The sequence below is a fragment of the Isoptericola jiangsuensis genome, assembly GCF_048320105.1.
GTDB classification, from domain to species: Bacteria; Actinomycetota; Actinomycetes; order Actinomycetales; family Cellulomonadaceae; genus Isoptericola; species Isoptericola jiangsuensis_A.
The window spans coordinates 1,091,182-1,109,009 of the sequence record NZ_CP182942.1; the positions used below are offsets into that span (position 1 = coordinate 1,091,182).

At 72.7% G+C, this 17,828-nt stretch carries 15 protein-coding genes; all 15 read right to left on the minus strand.

Going from position 1 to position 17,828, the window contains the following annotated elements:
* Positions 1-9 precede the first annotated feature (9 nt).
* Complete coding sequence (locus ACNHYB_RS05170) at positions 10-609, minus strand: TetR/AcrR family transcriptional regulator (protein WP_418277330.1); 600 nt, start codon at positions 607-609, stop codon at positions 10-12.
* A gap of 58 nt (positions 610-667) precedes the next feature.
* Positions 668-1,429 (minus strand): dihydroxyacetone kinase phosphoryl donor subunit DhaM, encoded by a 762-nt coding sequence (gene dhaM, locus ACNHYB_RS05175; protein ID WP_418277332.1) that lies wholly within the window; start codon positions 1,427-1,429, stop codon positions 668-670.
* The gene (gene dhaL, locus ACNHYB_RS05180; protein WP_418277334.1) at positions 1,426-2,151 is read right to left on the minus strand and encodes a dihydroxyacetone kinase subunit DhaL; all 726 of its coding nucleotides are present in this window, start codon (positions 2,149-2,151) and stop codon (positions 1,426-1,428) included. Before dhaL ends, dhaM begins: the two co-directional genes overlap by 4 nt.
* The gene (dhaK, locus tag ACNHYB_RS05185; protein ID WP_418277335.1) at positions 2,148-3,143 is read right to left on the minus strand and encodes a dihydroxyacetone kinase subunit DhaK; all 996 of its coding nucleotides are present in this window, start codon (positions 3,141-3,143) and stop codon (positions 2,148-2,150) included. The genes dhaL and dhaK overlap by 4 nt, the downstream gene beginning before the upstream one ends.
* Positions 3,144-3,228: 85 nt before the next feature.
* The gene (locus ACNHYB_RS05190; RefSeq protein ID WP_418277336.1) at positions 3,229-4,638 is read right to left on the minus strand and encodes a bifunctional folylpolyglutamate synthase/dihydrofolate synthase; all 1,410 of its coding nucleotides are present in this window, start codon (positions 4,636-4,638) and stop codon (positions 3,229-3,231) included.
* Positions 4,635-7,991 carry an isoleucine--tRNA ligase gene (ileS, locus tag ACNHYB_RS05195; RefSeq protein WP_418277337.1) on the minus strand — a complete coding sequence of 1,119 codons (3,357 nt, stop codon included), beginning with the start codon at positions 7,989-7,991 and terminating at the stop codon, positions 4,635-4,637. Before ileS ends, ACNHYB_RS05190 begins: the two co-directional genes overlap by 4 nt.
* A gap of 268 nt (positions 7,992-8,259) precedes the next feature.
* Positions 8,260-9,051: an SDR family oxidoreductase gene (locus ACNHYB_RS05200; protein WP_418277338.1), complete on the minus strand. Its 792-nt coding sequence runs from the start codon at positions 9,049-9,051 to the stop codon at positions 8,260-8,262.
* A 90-nt stretch (positions 9,052-9,141) separates the two neighbouring features.
* A complete protein-coding gene (locus tag ACNHYB_RS05205) occupies positions 9,142-10,473 on the minus strand; it encodes an aspartate aminotransferase family protein (RefSeq protein ID WP_418277339.1) in 1,332 nt (443 codons plus the stop codon).
* 103 nt (positions 10,474-10,576) lie between these two features.
* Positions 10,577-11,722, minus strand: coding sequence for an ABC transporter substrate-binding protein (locus tag ACNHYB_RS05210; protein WP_418277340.1), 1,146 nt, complete (start codon positions 11,720-11,722; stop codon positions 10,577-10,579).
* A gap of 58 nt (positions 11,723-11,780) precedes the next feature.
* Positions 11,781-12,551: an ABC transporter permease gene (locus ACNHYB_RS05215; RefSeq protein ID WP_418277342.1), complete on the minus strand. Its 771-nt coding sequence runs from the start codon at positions 12,549-12,551 to the stop codon at positions 11,781-11,783.
* Entirely contained in the window at positions 12,548-13,417 is an 870-nt protein-coding gene (locus tag ACNHYB_RS05220; protein ID WP_418277343.1) for an ABC transporter ATP-binding protein, read from the minus strand. The genes ACNHYB_RS05215 and ACNHYB_RS05220 overlap by 4 nt, the downstream gene beginning before the upstream one ends.
* On the minus strand, positions 13,414-14,274 hold the full coding sequence (locus ACNHYB_RS05225; protein WP_418277344.1) for an ABC transporter permease: 861 nt from the start codon (positions 14,272-14,274) through the stop codon (positions 13,414-13,416). Before ACNHYB_RS05225 ends, ACNHYB_RS05220 begins: the two co-directional genes overlap by 4 nt.
* A complete protein-coding gene (locus ACNHYB_RS05230; RefSeq protein WP_418277345.1) occupies positions 14,271-15,302 on the minus strand; it encodes a TIGR03842 family LLM class F420-dependent oxidoreductase in 1,032 nt (343 codons plus the stop codon). The genes ACNHYB_RS05225 and ACNHYB_RS05230 overlap by 4 nt, the downstream gene beginning before the upstream one ends.
* A 10-nt stretch (positions 15,303-15,312) precedes the next feature.
* Positions 15,313-16,746, minus strand: coding sequence for a dihydropyrimidinase (gene hydA, locus ACNHYB_RS05235; RefSeq protein ID WP_418277346.1), 1,434 nt, complete (start codon positions 16,744-16,746; stop codon positions 15,313-15,315).
* A gap of 61 nt (positions 16,747-16,807) precedes the next feature.
* A complete protein-coding gene (locus tag ACNHYB_RS05240) occupies positions 16,808-17,656 on the minus strand; it encodes a nitrilase-related carbon-nitrogen hydrolase (RefSeq protein ID WP_418277347.1) in 849 nt (282 codons plus the stop codon).
* Between the last annotated feature and the right edge of the window lie 172 nt (positions 17,657-17,828).

Below are 17,828 nucleotides of genomic sequence, written 5' to 3' on the forward strand. Positions count from 1 at the left end.
TGGCGCCCGTCAGGCGCGGGCCAGCGCGACGATCTCGGCGACGGCGTCGTGCAGGTGCTCCGCGAGCGTGCCGGTGCGCCCGGCGGCCTCCCAGCGCTGGCCGGCGACGCGCAGCAGGGTGAAGGTCATCAGGGAGCACAGGTCGGCGGAGGCGGGCAGGGGGCGGCGGGCGTGCCGCTCGGCGAAGAGGTCGGTGACGCGGCCGCGGTAGGTCTCGATCCAGGCGACGTGCCGGGCCAGCAGACGGGGTTCGACGTGCATGAGCTCGAACGCGCGCCGCACCCGGGCGCCGTCGCCGGCGTGGTCCACGAGCTCCAGGACCAGGTGCTCGACGTCGGTCCAGAGGTCGCCCGTCGGTCCGCCGTCGACGAACGTGCGGGCGAAGTCCTCGCCGAGCTCCGCCGTGGACTGGCCGAGCACCGCGTCGTCCTTGGTCTCGAAGTAGTTGAAGAACGTGCGCGGCGAGATGCCGGCGGCCTCCGCGATCTCCTCGACGGTGACGTCGTCGAGGCCGCGGTCGAGGACGAGCCGTTGCGCGGCGTCGACGATCTCGGCGGAGCGCTCGCGCTTCTTGCGCTCGCGCAGTCCGACGTCTGCGGAGGAGTTCACGGACCGAATCATGCAGTGTGTGCAACTTTGCAGTCAATGCATGATTTCGTGGGCCCGCTCACACCTCGCCGAAGCCCCCCTCGACGAGCCCGACCACCAGCGCGACGGCACCCTGGGCGCCCGGCCCTCGCGCCGCCACCACGATCTCCTGGCCCTCGGAGGTGCCCAGCGACATCAGCTGGAGCACGCTCCCGGCGTCCGCGCCGTCGATCCTCACGTCCACGCCGAGCTCACCCACCGCCCGCGCGACGACGGCAGCGGGTCGGGCGTGCAGACCCAGCGGGTTGCGCAGCCGCACCCGCGCGTGCACCTCGTCCGGGCTGCCCGACGACGTCGGACCCGGCGCCGGGACCACCTCGCCGTGCGTCGTGGTCGCCACCGCCGGCGGGCTGTCCGACGCGGACGCCTCGACGAGCTCCAGGACAGGACCGGGCCCGATCGACGAGGCCGCGCTCTCGGCGGCCCGCACCACCGCCTCGCGCGATGCGCCCTGCTGGGCCGTCACCGCGGCGGCCACCGCCCCCTCGACGAAGGGGGCGGACACGAGCCGCGCCCGGGCGGGCACCTGCGGGTCGACGTCGAAGACGCTCTCGACCGTCAGGACCGCCGACCCGAGGTCCGCCAGCACCACCACCTCGTCCACCTGCGCGAACGCCTCCGCGAACGCCTCGACCACCAGCCCGTAGGACGTGCCGAGACCTCCGTCGACGTCCCCCGCCGCCAGAGCCACCACCACGTCGGGGGCCATCTGCGCGGCGAGCTCGGCGGTGCCCTCGGCAAGACGGACCGAGTGCGAGACCAGCACCAGACCGACCGTCATGACGCCGCCTCGTTCGAGGCACGGTTCGAGGCACGGTTCGAGGCACCGTTCGCGGCACCGCCAGAGACGTCGTTCGAGGCGTCGACCACCACGGCGGCCTGGACGGCCGCCTGGAGGAGCAGGACCGTCGACCGCGCCCCCGGGTCCTCGGTGCCCATGCTGCGCCCACCCAGGTAGGCGGCACGCCCCTTCGCCGCGGCCAGCGGGACCGTCGAGGCTGCGCCCTGGCGCGCACCGTCGGCCGCCGCGCGCAGCACGTCGACCGGGTCGCCCGAGGCGACGGCCCGGCCCGCGGCCTCCACGGCCGGCTCCCAGGCGTCCACCATCGTCTTGTCGCCGACCTCCGCCCGCCCCCGGCTCACGACGCCGTCCGCCGCGGCCTCGACCAGCGCCACGACGCCCGTCGCGTCCAGCGACGCCCGCCCCGTGACCCGCGAGGCGTGCAGGAACGCGGTCCCGTACAGCGGACCCGCCGCTCCCCCGACGGTCGACATCAGGGTCGTGGCCACCAGGCCCAGCACCTGACCGACGGTCTGCCGCGGGGCGCCGTCCGACTCGTCCAGCCGCGCGACGACGGCGGCGAAGCCCCGGTCCAGGTTCGCCCCGTGGTCCCCGTCGCCGACGTGCCGGTCCAGCTCGGTGAGCTCGTCGCGCCGGGCGTGGATCTCCGCGGCCGCGCGGCGGACCCACCGCTCGGCCCACGCGACGTCGAGCCGCGTCACCACGTCAGCGCCGCTGTCCGCACCGGGGCGTCCCACAGCGCCGTCAGCTCGTCGTCGAGCAGCGCGACCGAGATCGAGACCCCCTGCATCTCCAGCGAGGTCACGAACGTCCCGACGAGGGACCGTGCGACCTCCAGGCCACGTTCCTCGACCCGGTCGCGGGCCCGTGCGTAGGCGACGTACAGCTCGCTCGACGGCGTACCACCCATCCCGTTGACCAGGAGCAGGACCTGCGCGCCCACCGGCAGCGCGAGATCGTCCAGGACGGCGTCGACGAGCCGGCGGCAGATGTCGCCCGCCCCCGCCGCCGGGACCCGGTAGCGTCCTGGCTCCCCGTGGATGCCGATCCCGATCTCGACCTCGTCGTCGGGCAGGTCGAACCCCGGCCGACCGACCTGCGGCACGGTGCAGGACGTCAGCGCCACGCCCATCGTGCGCACCCGGGAGACGGCACGCTCGGTCACCGCGACGACCTCGTCGAGGCCGGCGCCCCGCGCGGCGGCCGCGCCGGCGATCTTCTCCGCGAACAGGGTGCCCGCGACACCTCGCCGACCCGCCGTGTAGACGGAGTCCTCGACCGCGACGTCGTCGTCCACCAGGACCGTGGCCACCCGGGCCCCGGCCTCCTCGGCGATCTCGACACCCACCTCGAAGTTCAGCACGTCGCTGGTGTAGTTCTTCACGATCACCACCACGCCCGCCCCGCCGTCGGCGGCCCGCACCGCGGCGGCCACCTGGTCCGGGCTCGGCGCGGTGAACACCGCCCCGGGAGCGGCGGCGTCGAGCATCCCCTCGCCCACGAACCCCACGTGCAGGGGTTCGTGACCGGAGCCTCCCCCGCTGACGACGCCGACCCGACCGGCCGGTGTCCCCGAGGCCCGCACCACGTACGTCGGGTCGTGCCGGACCGCCAGGATGTCGGCGTGCGCGAGACCCAGGCCGCGCAGCGAGTCCGTCACCGCCTCGTTCGGGTCGTCCAGCAGCTTCTTCATCGCGCAGCGCCCCTCCTCGCCGGTTTCCCCACGGGGCCTATCCAACACCCCCGTTCCCGACCCTGCAGCATCCGCGGCGCAGCCCTCAACCCCGGCCGAGCAGGATCCGCGCGTCCGCGACCGTGACGACCGACCCCGTCACCACCACTCCCGTGCCCGTGCCGACACCGACGGCGTCGTCCGCCTCGGCGAGGTTCGTGGCGACCTGCAGCGCCTCGTCGAGCCGTTCGGTCACGTGCACGCGGTCCTCGCCGAAGATCTCGCGCGCCACCTCGGCCACGTCGATGGGGTCCGCGGAACGGTCCGAGGAGCTGCGCGTGAGCACCACGTGCGCGAAGGCCGGTTCCAGCTCGGCGAGCATGCCCTCGGCGTCCTTGTCGGCCATGATCCCCACCACGCCGACGACGGTGCGCAGGGTGAACGCCTCGTCGAGCGCCGCCACGAGGGCCCGCGCACCGTGCGGGTTGTGGGCGACGTCGACCAGCACCGTCGGGCTGGAGCGCACCAGCTCCAGTCGGCCCGGCACCGCCACGTCGGCGAACGCGGTCTCCACCACGCCCCCGTCGAGCACCCGGCCCCCGAGCAGCTGCTCGACGGACGCGAGCGCCAGCAGGGCGTTGTGGGCCTGGTGCTCGCCGTGCAGCGGCACGAAGATCTCCGTGTACGTCGCGGCGGGCGTGCGCAGCGCCACGAGCTGGCCTCCGACGGCGACGCGGCGGTCGACGACCTCCAGCTCGACGTCCTCGCGCAGCATCCGCGCGCCGACCTGCGCCACCCGTTCGGCGAGCACCTCGTCGACCTCGGGACGCTGCTCGGCGGTGACGGCGATGCTGCCGGGCTTGATGATCCCGGCCTTGACCTCGGCGATCTCGGCAGGCGTCGAGCCGAGCCACCGCTCATGGTCGACGCTGATCGGGGTGACGACCGCGACGTCGGCGTCCGCGGTGTTGGTGCAGTCCCAGGTGCCCCCCATGCCCACCTCGAGCACCGCCACGTCGACGGGGGTGTCGGCGAACGCCGCGAAGGCCATCGCGGTGAGCACCTCGAAGAAGTGCAGCGGCGACCTGCCGGCCTCGGTCAGCTCGGCGTCGACGACCTGCACGTAGGGGTGGACGTCGTGCCACACCTCGACGAACCGTGCGGCGCCCAGCGGCTCGCCGTCGACGCAGATGCGCTCGGTGACGCTGGTCAGGTGCGGGGAGGTGAACAGGCCGGTGCGCAACCCGTGCTCGCGCACGAGGCGCTCGGTCATGCGGGCCGTCGAGGACTTGCCGTTCGTGCCGGTCAGGTGGATGACGCGGAAGGACCGCTGCGGGTCGCCGAGGAGCTCCAGCAGCCGCCCCACCCGGTCGTCGATCGTCGGCGCGACGTCGTGCTCGGGAGCGCGGGACACGATGTGCGCGTACACGCGCTCCAGGTCCTCGCGGGCGGCGGCGTCGTCCGCGGCGGCCCGGGCCGCCGCGCGCTCGTCGGCGCGTGACTTCTTGTCGCTCATGCGTCCTCCTTCGCCACGCGCACCGCGCGGGCGTCACCCTCGGTGCCGGTCACCACGAGGGTGGCGGCCAGCGTCTCGCGGACCACGAGGTCGCGGTGCGCCTCGACGTCGGCGACGTGCGCGGCCGGGACGTCGAGCTCCAGCGTGATGCGGTCGCTCACCTCCAGGCCTGCGGCCTTGCGCGCGTCCTGGACGTCCCGGACGACGTCGCGGGCGTAGCCCTCGGCGAGCAGCGCGGCGTCGAGGGTCAGGTCGAGGACGACGAACCCGCCGCCCGGCAGCACGCTCACGGCCACCTGGTCGCCGGCGGCGTCGCCCACCACCGTGGTCAGGTCGTACTCGGTCTCGAGCATCCGCACCGGACCGTCGTCGGTGGTGACCACCACGGCGCCGTCGTCGTCGCGCGACCAGGCGCCCGCCTTGGCCGCCCTGATGACGGCCTGCACGCCACGGCCCAGACGCGGACCGGCCGCGCGGGCGTTGACGGCGAGGCGTTCGGTGATGCCGAACCGTGCTGACGCCTCGGCGTCGGCCGCCACGAGGTCCACGGCCTTGACGTTCAGCTCGCCGGCGAGCAGGCCGACGTAGTCCGCCAGCGCCGCCGGGTCGGGCACGGCGACGGTGAGCCGGGCCAGGGGCTGGCGCACGCGGAGCTGGTTGGCCTTGCGCAGCGCGAGCGCGCTGGACACCACGGCACGCACCTCGTCCATCGCGGCGACGAGGGCGTCGTCGGGCACGAGCGCCGGATCCGACGACGATCCCTGCGACGCCGTCGGCCAGTCGGTCAGGTGCACGGAGCGGCCGCCGGTGAGACCGCGCCAGATCTCCTCGGTGAGCAGCGGTGCGAGCGGCGCCATGACCCGGGTGAGCGTCTCCAGGGCGGTGTACAGGGTGTCGAACGCGTCGGCGTCCTCGGCCCAGAAGCGATCACGCTGGGTGCGCACGTACCAGTTGGTCAGGACGTCGAGGTGCTCGCGCACCGACTCGCACGCCCCGGCGATGTCGTAGGCGTCCAGCTGGTCGGTCACGCGCACGACGAGGTCGTGGGTGCGGGCCAGCAGGTAGCGGTCCAGGGCCGGCAGGCCGGGGACGCGCTCGGCGGTGACGGGCTGCGCCCGGTAGCCCTGTCCGGTCCCGTCGGCGCCGGTGGCACCGGTGGCACCGGTGGCGCTGTTCGCGTACAGGGTGAAGAAGTAGTAGGTGCTCCACAAGGGCAGCAGCACCTGGCGCACGGCGTCACGGATACCCTCCGAGGTGACGACGAGGTTGCCGCCGCGCAGGATGGGCGAGGCCATGAGGAACCAGCGCATCGCGTCGGAGCCGTCACGGTCGAAGACCTCGCGCACGTCCGGGTAGTTGCGCAGCGACTTGCTCATCTTGCGCCCGTCGGAGCCGAGCACGATGCCGTGCGACACGGCCGAGCGGAACGCCGGACGGTCGAACAGCGCGGTGGCGAGCACGTGCAGCGTGTAGAACCAGCCGCGCGTCTGGCCGATGTACTCCACGATGAAGTCGCCCGGGAAGTGGTGCTCGAACCAGTCCGCGTTCTCGAACGGGTAGTGGACCTGGGCGTACGGCATCGACCCGGAGTCCACCCACACGTCCATGACGTCCTCGACCCGGCGCATGGTGGAGCGGCCCGTCGGGTCGTCGGGGTTGGGCCGGGTCAGGTCGTCCACGAACGGGCGGTGCAGGTCCGGCTCCCCGGCGGCGTTCACCGGCAGACGGCCGAAGTCACGCTCGATCTCCGCGAGCGAGCCGTAGACGTCGGTGCGCGGGTAGGTGGGGTCGTCCGAGGTCCACACCGGCACCGGGGAGCCCCAGAACCGGTTGCGCGTGATCGACCAGTCGCGGGCCCCGGCGAGCCACTTGCCGAACTGGCCGTCCTTGATGTGCTCGGGCGTCCAGGAGATCTCCTGGTTGAGCTCGAGCATGCGCTCCTTGATCTTGGTGACCTGCACGAACCACGAGGACACGCCCATGTACATCAGCGGCCGGCGGCAGCGCCAGCAGTGCGGGTAGGAGTGGTCGTAGGTCTCACGCCGCAGCAGCACGGTGCCCGCGGTGACCGAACCCGCCTCGCCCTCGCCCCGGGTCGCTGCCTTGAGGTGGTCGATGATCGGCAGGTTCGCGTCGAACACCTGCAGCCCGGCGTACTCGTCGACCGGGTGCACGAACGTGCCGTCCGCCTTGACGGGCATCACGGACGCCACGCCCTCGCGGTCGCAGACGACCTTGTCGTCCTCGCCGAACGCGCCGGCCGAGTGCACCAGGCCGGTGCCGTCCGTGGTGGTGACGAAGTCGGCGCCGACGACGCGGTGCGCCCGCTCGTGGCCCTCGTAGTAGGAGAACGGCGGACGGTAGGTCGCGTCGAACATGTCGCGGCCCGTCAGGTGCGCGACGACGCGCGGCTCGTCGGCGCCGTCGTCCGTGAGCTCGCGGGCGAAGGCCGCCACGCGCGCCTCGGCCAGCACGTAGCGCTGCGACGTGCCGGTGAAGGAGGACTCGACGACGACGTAGTCGATGTCCTCGCCCACCATCACCAGCAGGTTGGACGGCAGGGTCCAGGGCGTCGTCGTCCACACGAGCAGCTTGTCCCCGGGGCGCAGCGCGCCGTCGGCGGGGGCGGTGAGCACGTCGAGCCCCACGGTGACGGCCGGGTCCTGACGGTTCTGGTAGACGTCGTCGTCCATGCGCAGCTCGTGCGTGGACAGCGGCGTCTGGTCGTTCCAGCAGTACGGCAGCACCCGGTAGTCGGAGTAGACGAGGCCCTTGTCGTACAGCTGCTTGAAGCCCCACAGCACCGACTCCATGTAGGTGGTGTCGAGGGTCTTGTAGTCGCCGGTGAAGTCCACCCAGCGGGCCTGGCGGGTGACGTACTCGCGCCACTGGTCGGTGTACCTCAGCACCGAGGACCGGCAGGCCTCGTTGAACTTCTCGATGCCGAGCTCGACGATCTCGTCCTTGGTCTTGATGCCGAGCTGGCTCATCGCCTCGAGCTCGGCGGGCAGGCCGTGCGTGTCCCACCCGAAGCGCCGCTCCACCCGCTTGCCGCGCATCGTCTGGTAGCGCGGCACCACGTCCTTGGCGTACCCGGTGAGCAGGTGGCCGTAGTGCGGCAGCCCGTTGGCGAACGGCGGACCGTCGTAGAACACGAACTCGTTGGAGCCGTTCTCACCGGCAGGGTTCTTCTCGACCGACGCGCGGAACGTGTCGTCGGCCTCCCAGTGGTCCAGCACGCCGTTCTCGATGGCCGGCAGGTCCGGTGACGCGGGGACGCCGGCGATGCCGAAGGCGGCGCCGGCGTGGTTCCCGGACGACGGGTCGGACGAGCGGTGCAACGGGTAGGCCATGGTGGGCTCCTGAGCGGACGAGCTGGCGGGCGGTGGTACGACGTCGACTGCTGTGCGAGGACGACGCCACCGCCCCGGAGGACGGCGGTACCGCGGTACCACCCCGCTTGCGGGCCCGGTGCTCCTGGACCTGCCGCTCGTTCACGGCTGTGACGGGCCTACCCGTCCGGTTCTACTGAGCCCGCCACCTGCGGCGGCGGACCGTTCTTCCGGAGGCTCACCGGTGATGGCCGGGTCGACGCCTGTGCCCACCATGGTAGCCCCGACCTCAGACGCCCGTGCGCGCGACCTTGGAGTTGTGCACCTGCGCACGCGGCCGCACGACCAGCAGGTCGATGTTGACGTACGGCGGCCGGGTCAGGGCGTACCCGATGACGTCGGCGACGTCGGCGGCCTGCAGGGGCTGGTAGCCCTCGTACACGGCGGCGGCCTTGGCGGCGTCGCCGTCGAACCGCACCAGGGAGAACTCCTCGGTCGCGACGGCGCCCGGGGCGACCTCGACGACACGGATCGGCTCGCCCGCGAGCTCCCAGCGCAGCGTCGTGGACAGCATCCGCTCCCCGTGCTTGGCCGCGGTGTACCCGGCGCCGCCCTCGTAGGCGCCGTGGGCGGCGGTCGAGGTCACGAACACGACGTCGGCCCCGGCGCCCTCGGCGCCGCCGCGACGCTCGGCCGCGGCCCGCAGCAGCGGCAGCACCCCCTGGGTGACGCGCAGCGTGCCGACCACGTTGAGCTCGTACATGTGCTGCCACTGCTCGACGTCGGCGTCCTCGACGGGGTCGAGACCGAACGCACCTCCGGCGTTGTTGACCACGCCGTCCAGGCCGCCGGAAGCCTCCAGGTGGGCCACCAGGTCGTCGACGGCTCCCTGGTCGGTCACGTCGAGCGCGTACGCCTCGGCGCCCGTCTCGGCGGCGAGCGCCTCGAGCCGGTCCAGGCGGCGGGCGGCGGCCACGACGTCGAAACCCTCGGCACGCAGCCGGCGCACGGTCGCCGCCCCGATGCCGGACGAGGCACCGGTGACCAGGACGCGGCGTGCGGGCTCGGGGGTGGTGCTCATGGTTCTCCTCGGTGCTGGTCGAGCTGCTGGTCGAACTGCTGGTCGAACTGCTGGTTCAGGTGCCGGTCCAGGTGCCGGCACGACAGGATCTCAGGTGAGCACGACGTCGCCCAGCACGCCCGCCAGGATCTCCAGACCCTCGCGGGCCTCGTCGTCGGTCACGACGCACGGCGGCACGACGTGCACCCGGTTCTCCGCCACGAAGGGCAGCAGCCCCCGCCCGAGGCACAGCGCCTTGACCCGGGCGACGTCGGCCGCGGGCAGGGGCTCACGGGTGCCCTGGTCGGCGACGAGCTCGACGGCCCAGAACACCCCGGTCCCCCGCACCTCGCCGACCAGCGGGCTCCGGGCGGCGATCTCGGCGAGCCCCGGGGCGAGCACGTCGCGGCCGATGCGGGCGGCGTGCTCGACGACGCCGTCGGTCTCCATGGCGTCCAGGGTGGCGACGATCGCCGCCATCGCCAGCGGGTGGCCCGAGTAGGTCAGCCCGCCGGGGAAGACGCGGTCGTCGAAGGTGGCCGCGATCGGCGCGCTGACGATCACGCCACCGGCGGGCACGTAGCCGGAGTTGACGCCCTTGGCGAAGGTGATCAGGTCCGGCACGACCTCGTGCGCCTCGAACGCGAACCAGGACCCGGTCCGCCCGAAGCCCGCCATGACCTCGTCGAGCACGAGCACGATGCCGTGCCGGTCGCAGATCTCCCGCACCCCCGCGAGGTAGCCGGGCGGCGGCACGAGGACCCCGGCGGTGCCGGGGACGGTCTCGAGCAGGACGGCGGCGACGGACTCCGGCCCCTCGCACCGGATGACCCGCTCCAGGTGGTGCAGGGCGCGTTCGCACTCCTCGGCCGGCGTCGTCGCCCAGAACTCCGAACGGTACAGGTACGGGCCGAACACGTGGACGTGGCCGCGGGCGTACTCGTTGGGCACGCGGCGCCAGTCCCCCGTGGCGACCACGGAGGAGCCGGTGTTGCCGTGGTACGACCGGTAGGCGGAGACCACCTTGTCGCGCCCGGTGTGCAGCCGGGCCATGCGCAGGGCGTTCTCGTTCGCGTCGGCGCCGCCGTTGGTGAAGAACACCTTGGCGAACGACCCGGGGGCCCGGGCCAGGATCCGCTCGGCCGCGGCGGCCCGCGTCCGGTTGGCCGTGGCCGGCGAGACGGTCGTCAGGACGTCGGCCTGGGCCTTGATCGCCTCCACCACGGCCGGGTGCTGGTGGCCGATGTTGGTGTTGACGAGCTGGCTGGAGAAGTCCAGCCACGTGGTGCCGGCGTGGTCCCAGACCCGGCTCCCCGACCCGCCGGCGAGGACGAACGACGGCAGGTGCGCCTGGGCGGACCACGAGTGCATCACGTCGCGGTGGTCGGCCTCCAGGACGGCGGCGTCGAGCGCCGCGCCGGTCGGTGGCTCGCTGAGGGTCATCGGGGTCCTTCCGCGTGGGGGTGGGGGTTCGACGGTTCTCGCCGTCGGGAGGTACCGGGCGGGCGCGGCGCCGGGGGGGTTCGCTGTGCCCGCCCGGGGTCTGTCAGGCGCCGCCCTCGTTGAGGGTGACCTCGACGGGCGCGAACTCCTCGCCCATGACGTCGACACCGTCCTCGGTGAGCTCGGCGAGGGCCTCCTCGACGTACTCGTTGGTGTAGGCCGTCTCCGGCGGCTCGGTGGTGATGATCGTCGAGCCGGTCTCGTTGCGGGTGTCCATCGCGATCCGGACCGTCTGGTCCCACTGGTCGGCGTTGATGGTGCCGACGCCGGAGGTGGACGGCCAGATGAGCTTGTTCACCTCGTTGGCCTGCCAGAGCTGGTGGCTCGCGCCGAGGGTGGACCCGGCGGCGGTGACGATGTCGGCGGCCTCCTCGGGGTTGTCGCGCACGTAGGCCCAGCCCTGCAGGGACGCCTTGATGAAGTCCACCGTGGTCTCGGCGTACTCCTCGTCGTCGGCCAGGCGGGCGGTGTCGGCCCAGATGGCGTCCTGGAGCATGGCGGTGCCGGCCTCGTTCCAGTCGATGACGACGAGCTCGTCGGGCTGGTAGAGCTCACCGGTGTCGGGGTTCACCGTCTCGAGCACCTGCGCGTACTCGTTGTAGGTCATGGCCTGGGCGGCGTCGATGTCCCCCGCGAGGAACCCGTTCATGTCGAACGCCTGCTGGACCAGGGAGATGTCCTCGGTGGTGTCGAGGCCCGCGGCCTGCATGCCGGCGAACAGCTCCCACTCGTTGCCGTAGCCCCAGGAGCCGACGTTCTTGCCCGCCAGGTCCTCCGGTCCGCTGATCTGGGAGTCGGCCATCGCGATCTGCAGGGTGCCCGACCGCTCGAACACCTGGGCGACGTTGGTCACCTCGGTGCCCTGCTCGATGGAGCCGAGGACCTTCGGCACCCAGGAGATCGCGTAGTCGGCGTCACCGGCCGCCAGGACGTCGATCGGGACGGTGTCCGTCCCGGCCTCGGCGATCGTGACGTCCAGGCCCGCGTCGGCGTAGTAGCCCTGGTCGACGGCCGCGTAGTAGCCGGCGAACTGCGCCTGCGCGACCCACTGCAGCTGCAGGGTCACGGGTGTCAACGCGTCGTCGCCGCCGGCGTCGGCCGTGTCGGCCTCGCTCGCACATCCCGCCAGGACGAGGGCTGCCGTGGCAGTCGCTCCGATGCCGAGGGTGGTGCGCCGTGCGTGGTTCATGTTCCGTTCCTCTCGTGGGTCAGACCTGTTCGGGACGCGCGCCGCCGTGGGCGACGCGCTAGCGGTGGGACCTGCGGTGCAGCACGCCGCGCTCGAGCGCGGCGGTGGCGGCGAAGAAGACGAGCCCGATGCCGACGGCACCGACGACATAGGCCCAGGCCAGGGGGTAGTTGCTGGAGGACACGGCCGAGGTGATGGCCTTGCCCAGCCCGTCCACCGGCCCGCCGAAGTACTCGGCGACGAGCGCCGAGATGACCGCCACCGACGACGCGATGCGCAGGCCGCTGAAGAAGAACGGCAGCGCACCGGGCAGGGTGACCACCCGGGTCGCCTGGCGCCGCGTCGCCGCCAGGACCCGCATCAGGTCGCGGTGCACGGGGGCGACGGTGCGCAGGCCGCGCAGCGTGTTGACGTAGACGGGCACGAAGGACACGATCGCCGCCACGATGACGCGAGCGGTCTGGGCGTTCGCCCCGAACATCGTGTAGAGCACCGGGGCGAGCGCCACGACGGGCACCACGGCCGCGGCGGCCACGAGCGGGGAGAACATCTCGTCGAGCACCCGCACGGACGCCGCGACGGCCGCAGCCACCAGGGCCAGGGCGACGCCGACGACGAGGCCGACCAGCGCGTTGGTCGCGGTGGACAGCGCCGCCGCGGCGATGACGTCTGCGTGCTCGGCGACCTCGGTGGCGATGCTGAGCGGGCTGGGCACCACGAACGGGCGCAGCTCCAGACCGACGACGAGCGCCTGCCACGCGGCGAGCGCGAGCACGCCGAGCAGGACCGGCGCGACGACCGTGGTGATCCGGCCGGCCGAGCCCCTCACCGCAGGTCCGTCCCGCGCCCGGGGGCGCCGTCGGTGCCGTGCAGCGCCTCGCGGACCGCGCGCACCCGGTCGAAGAACGCGTCGTCCTCGCGCAGGTCCGCCGCCCGCTGGTCCGCCGCCCCGAGGGCCACGGGCACGATCTCGCGCACCCGGCCGGGGCGGGCCGACATGACCACCACCCGGTCGGAGAGGTACACCGCCTCGGGGATGGAGTGCGTGACGAACACGACGGCCGCGCCGGACTCCGCCCGCAGGCGCAGCAGCTCGGTCTGGACGTGCTCGCGCGTCATCTCGTCGAGCGCCCCGAAGGGTTCGTCCATGAGGAGCAGGCTCGGGCTCTCGGCCAGCGCGCGGGCGATCGCGACGCGCTGCTGCATGCCCCCGGAGAGCTGGTCGGGCCGGTGCCCGGCGAAGTCGGCGAGCCCGACGAGCTCGAGCAGCTCGGTGGCGCGGGCACGGCGTGCGGCCCGGCCGGTGCCGTGCAGCTCCAGCGGGAGCTCGACGTTCGCCCGCACGCTGCGCCACGGCAGCAGGCCCGCCTGCTGGAACGCGATCCCGAAGTCGTGGTTCTGGCGCGCCACGCGGGGCGGTCGGCCGAACACGGCGACCTCGCCCGACGTCGGGGTGTCCAGGTCGGCCACCAGCCGCAGCAGCGTGGACTTGCCGCAGCCCGACGGCCCGATCAGCGAGACGAACTCCCCCGCGGCCACCGACAGGTCCACGTCGGACAGCGCCACGACGTCGCCGGAGCGGGTCGTGAAGCGGCGGCTCACCGAGCGGACCTCGACGGCCGGCGCGGGACCCGCGGCAGGCCCGGTCCCCGCGCCGGACGGCGCGCCCTCGGGGTTCGTGGTGGTGATGCTCATGAGGCCTCCGGGACGCGGTAGCGGTCGAGAAGGCGCCCGATCAGCGCGCACGCCCCCGCGGCGACGAGACCGACGGCGACGGCGCCCGCGATGGGCGACCACTGCTTGGCGGGGTCGGCGCTCGCGCTGGCGCCGAACTCGACGATCATGCGGCCGATGCCGCCGCGCAGGCCGATGGAGACCTCGGCGACGACGGCGCCGACGACCGCGCTGGCCGCGGCCAGCCGCAGGGCGGGCAGCAGGTGCCCGACGGCGGCCGGCAGGCGCAGCGTGCGGTAGGTGCGCCACCAGCCGACGCCGTAGGAGCGCAGCAGGTCGAGGTGCACGGCGTCCGGCGAGGACAGGCCGCGCAGCGCGCCGACCGACACGGGGAAGAACGCGAGGTAGGAGGCGATGACGGCCACCGACATCCAGTCCTGCCAGTCGAACCCGCCAATCTCGAGCTGGCTGCCCCAGCGCCGCACCAGCGGCGCGAGGGCGATGAGCGGCACGGTCTGGCTCAGCACCACCCAGGGCAGCAGGGCCGCCTCGGCGGTGCGGAACCGCTGCATGAGGGTGGCCGTGGCCAGTCCCACCACCACCCCGAGCAGCCAGCCGACGGCGGCGACCCCGAGGGTGAACAGGGCGGCCTGGGCGACGGCGAACCACAGCGGCGGCGCGCCGTCGGCCGCGGTGACGGGCTCCAGGGCGCGCGCCACCATGTCCCACAGGTGCGGCATGGCGACGTCGTTCGAGCGGGGCAGCACGGTCACGCCCGCCACCACCACGCCGTCGTCGGGCGCCAGCGCCTTGTACGTCTCCCAGGCGAGCCCGAGGACGACGACGCCGGCCGCACCCAGCAGCACCTGGCGTCTCATGCGCTCGCCACCACGGCCTCGCGCATCGCCGGGATGACCCGCTCGCCGTACGTGCGCAGGGTGTCGTCCTTGTTGTCGTGCTGCAGGTAGACGGCGAACTGCTGCACGCCCAGGTCGCGCAGCGCCCCGAGCTTGGCGACGTGCTCCCGCGGTGAGCCGAGCACGCAGAAGCGCTCCACGATCTCGTCGGGCACGAACGTCGTGTGCGAGTTCCCCGCCCGGCCGTGCTCGTTGTAGTCGTACCCCTCGCGGTCACGGACGTAGTCGGTCAGCGCCTTGGGGATCGCCGAGTCGGTGCCGTACCGCGCCACGATGTCCGCCACGTGGTTGCCGACCATCCCGCCGAACCAGCGGCACTGCTCGCGCATGTGCGCCCGGGCGGCCGGCGAGTCGCCGTCACCGGTGTAGGCGGGCGCCGCCACGCAGAAGGTCACCTCGTCGGGGTCGCGCCCCGCGGCCTCGGCCGAGTCGCGCACCGCGCGGATCATCCAGGCGGCGATGTCCGGGTCGGCGAGCTGCAGGATGAACCCGTCGCCCACCTGCCCGGTGAGCTCGAGCGCCTTCGGCCCGTAGGCCGCGACCCACACGTCGAGCTCGGAGCCGGTGCTCCAGGGGAAGCGGACGGTGCGGTCGTTCAGCTCGACCGACCGCGAGTTGGCTAGCTCGCGCACCACGTGGACCGCGTCGCGCAGGGTGGCGAGGTTCGACGGGCGCCCGTTGAGGGTGCGCACCGCGGAGTCGCCGCGCCCGATCCCGCAGATCGTGCGGTTGCCGTACATCTCGTTGAGGGTCGCGAACATCGAGGCCAGCACGGTCCAGTCGCGGGTGGCCGGGTTGGTCACCATCGGCCCGACGACGATCTTGCGGGTCGCGGCCAGCATGGCGGAGTAGACGACGAAGGGCTCCTGCCACAGCAGGTGCGAGTCGAAGGTCCACGCGTAGTCGAAACCGTGGGTCTCGGCCTGACGGGTGAGCTCCACGACGCGCGAGGCGGGCGGGTCGGTCTGCAGGACGACGCCGAAGTCCATGGGGTCCTCCTCAGACCAGGTACTGGGACAGGTCACGCTTGACGTAGCGGCCGTGGCCGACCTCGCCGACGAACGTGTCGTCGGCGACGAGGACCTTGCCGCGGGAGAGCACCGTGTCGACCTTCCCGTCGACCTCGAACCCCTCCCAGGCGGAGTAGTCCATGTTCATGTGGTGGGTCTTGCCCACGCCGATGCTGGTGCGGCCGGCCGGGTCGTAGACCACGACGTCGGCGTCCGCCCCGGGCGCGATCACACCCTTGCGCCCGTACATGCCGAACATCCGCGCGGGGGTGACGGACGTGATCTCGACCCACCGCTCGAGGCTGATCTGCCCGGTGACGACCCCCTGGTACATGAGGTCCATGCGGTGCTCGACCGACCCGATGCCGTTGGGGATCTTGGAGAAGTCCCCGACCCCCATCTCCTTCTGGTCCTTCATGCAGAAGGGACAGTGGTCGGTGGAGACGAGCTGCAGGTCGTTGGTGCGCAGGGCCTGCCACATGTGGTCCTGGTGACCCTCCGCCCGCGAGCGCAGCGGCGTGGAGCAGACCCACTTGGCGCCCTCGAAGTCGCCCCACTGCTCGCTGCTCGCGCCGAGCTGCTCCTCCAGGGAGAGGTAGAGGTACTGCGGGCAGGTCTCCCCGAAGACGTTCTGGCCACGGTCCCGGGCGAGGGCGATCTGCTCGACGGCCTGCTTGGCCGAGACGTGCACGACGTACAGGGGCGCCCCGGTGAGGTCGGCGAGCATGATGGCCCGGCCGGTCGCCTCGGCCTCCGCCTGCCAGGGGCGGGTGGTGCCGTGGTGGTAGGGCGAGGTGCGGCCGGCGGCGAGCGCCTGCTGCACGAGCACGTCGATGACGGCGCCGTTCTCGGCGTGCATCATCATCATCGCGCCGTTGTCGGCGGCCTTCTGCATGGCCCGCAGGATCTGGCCGTCGTCCGAGAGGAACACGCCCTGGTAGGCCATGAAGAGCTTGAAGCTGGTGACGCCCTCGTCGATGAGCTCGTCCATGGCGTGCAGGGACGACTCCTGGACGTCGGACAGGATCTGGTGGAACCCGTAGTCGACGGCGCAGCTGCCGGCGGCCTTGTCCTGCCACAGCGCGTACTGCTCGAGCACGTCCTGGTCGGGGTACTGGACCACGAAGTCGATGATCGTCGTGGTGCCGCCCCACGCGGCCGCCGTCGTGCCGGTGGCGAACGTGTCGGAGGCGAACGTGCCGCCGAACGGCATCTCCATGTGGGTGTGGGCGTCGATCCCGCCGGGGACCACGTACTTGCCGGCCGCGTCGATCACGGTGTCGGCGACGCCCGCCAGGTCGACGCCGAGCGTCGTCTGGCCGGGTTCGAGCAGGGCGACGACCTTCTCGCCGTCGATGAGCACGTCGGCGCGGGTGCGGCCCGAGGCGTTGACCACGGTGCCGCCGGTGATGAGGGTGATCATGGGTGCTCCCTTCGGGGTCCGGGTGGACCTGGCACGGACGGGGTGACGGTCGATGTCGGCCTCACGGGGCGACGATCGGGCCGTAGGCGTCCGGGCGGCGGTCGCGGAAGAACTGCCAGCGCTGACGCACCTCGCGGATCTGAGCGAGGTCGAGGTCGCGCAGCACGAGCTCGTCGTCGGTGGAGCTGGCGACCTCGCCCACGTAGTTGCCGTCGGGGCCGACGGCGTAGGAGCTGCCGTAGAAGGTCACGGCCTCGTCGCCGTACTCGTTGTCCTCGCTGCCGACCCGGTTGTTGGCCACGACGAAGTACCCGTTGGCGGCGGCCGCGGCCGGCTGCTCGATCTCCCACAGCCGGTTCGAGACCCCGGGTGCGGTGGCGTTGGGGTTGAGGACGATCTCGGCGCCGTTCAGCGCGAGGTTGCGCCATCCCTCGGGGAAGTGCCGGTCGTAGCAGATGTTCACGCCGATCTTGCCGACGGCGGTCTCGAAGACGGGGTAGCCCAGGTTGCCGGGCCGGAAGTAGAACTTCTCCCAGAACTTCGGCAGGTGCGGGATGTGGTGCTTGCGGTACTTGCCGAGGTAGGTGCCGTCGGCGTCCACCACCGCGGCGGTGTTGTAGAGCACCCCGGGCTGCTCCTCCTCGTAGACGGGCAGCACCATGACGACGCCGAGCTCGGCCGCGAGCGCCGCGAACCGGTCGACGGTGGGGCCGGGCACCGACTCGGCGTAGTCGTAGTAGGCGGTGTCCTGCGTGATGCCGAAGTACGGCCCGTAGAACAGCTCCTGGAAGGCGACGAGCTGCGCGCCCTGGGAGGCGGCCTCGCGGGTCCAGTGCTCGTGCAGGGCGATCATCGACTCCTTGTCGCCGGTCCAGCGAGCCTGGGTGAACGCGACGCGTACGACGGACATGCAGTACCTCCGGCTGATCGTCCGTGGCCTGCTGACCTGCCACGGAGGGGCGATGAATGTGACTCTGCGGCGTGAACATTTCTGTGGCGTAACCGTTCCTTTCCGGTCCCGGGTCGGTTCGGGCACGTCCCGGTAACGACGGCGTCCCCCGCGCCCCGGCACGCCCGAGGGC

Bases quoted from the DNA above. Each gene is read 5' to 3' on its own strand.
- ileS (WP_418277337.1), bottom strand. From the start codon at position 7,991: ATGGCCTACCCGTTGCACCGCTCGTCCGACCCGTCGTCCGGGAACCAC.
- dhaK (WP_418277335.1), bottom strand. From the start codon at position 3,143: ATGAAGAAGCTGCTGGACGACCCGAACGAGGCGGTGACGGACTCGCTG.
- ACNHYB_RS05225 (WP_418277344.1), bottom strand. From the start codon at position 14,274: ATGAGACGCCAGGTGCTGCTGGGTGCGGCCGGCGTCGTCGTCCTCGGG.
- ACNHYB_RS05230 (WP_418277345.1), bottom strand. From the start codon at position 15,302: ATGGACTTCGGCGTCGTCCTGCAGACCGACCCGCCCGCCTCGCGCGTC.
- ACNHYB_RS05200 (WP_418277338.1), bottom strand. From the start codon at position 9,051: ATGAGCACCACCCCCGAGCCCGCACGCCGCGTCCTGGTCACCGGTGCC.
- ACNHYB_RS05190 (WP_418277336.1), bottom strand. From the start codon at position 4,638: ATGAGCGACAAGAAGTCACGCGCCGACGAGCGCGCGGCGGCCCGGGCC.
- ACNHYB_RS05240 (WP_418277347.1), bottom strand. From the start codon at position 17,656: ATGTCCGTCGTACGCGTCGCGTTCACCCAGGCTCGCTGGACCGGCGAC.
- ACNHYB_RS05220 (WP_418277343.1), bottom strand. From the start codon at position 13,417: ATGAGCATCACCACCACGAACCCCGAGGGCGCGCCGTCCGGCGCGGGG.
- dhaM (WP_418277332.1), bottom strand. From the start codon at position 1,429: ATGACGGTCGGTCTGGTGCTGGTCTCGCACTCGGTCCGTCTTGCCGAG.
- ACNHYB_RS05205 (WP_418277339.1), bottom strand. From the start codon at position 10,473: ATGACCCTCAGCGAGCCACCGACCGGCGCGGCGCTCGACGCCGCCGTC.
- hydA (WP_418277346.1), bottom strand. From the start codon at position 16,746: ATGATCACCCTCATCACCGGCGGCACCGTGGTCAACGCCTCGGGCCGC.
- ACNHYB_RS05210 (WP_418277340.1), bottom strand. From the start codon at position 11,722: ATGAACCACGCACGGCGCACCACCCTCGGCATCGGAGCGACTGCCACG.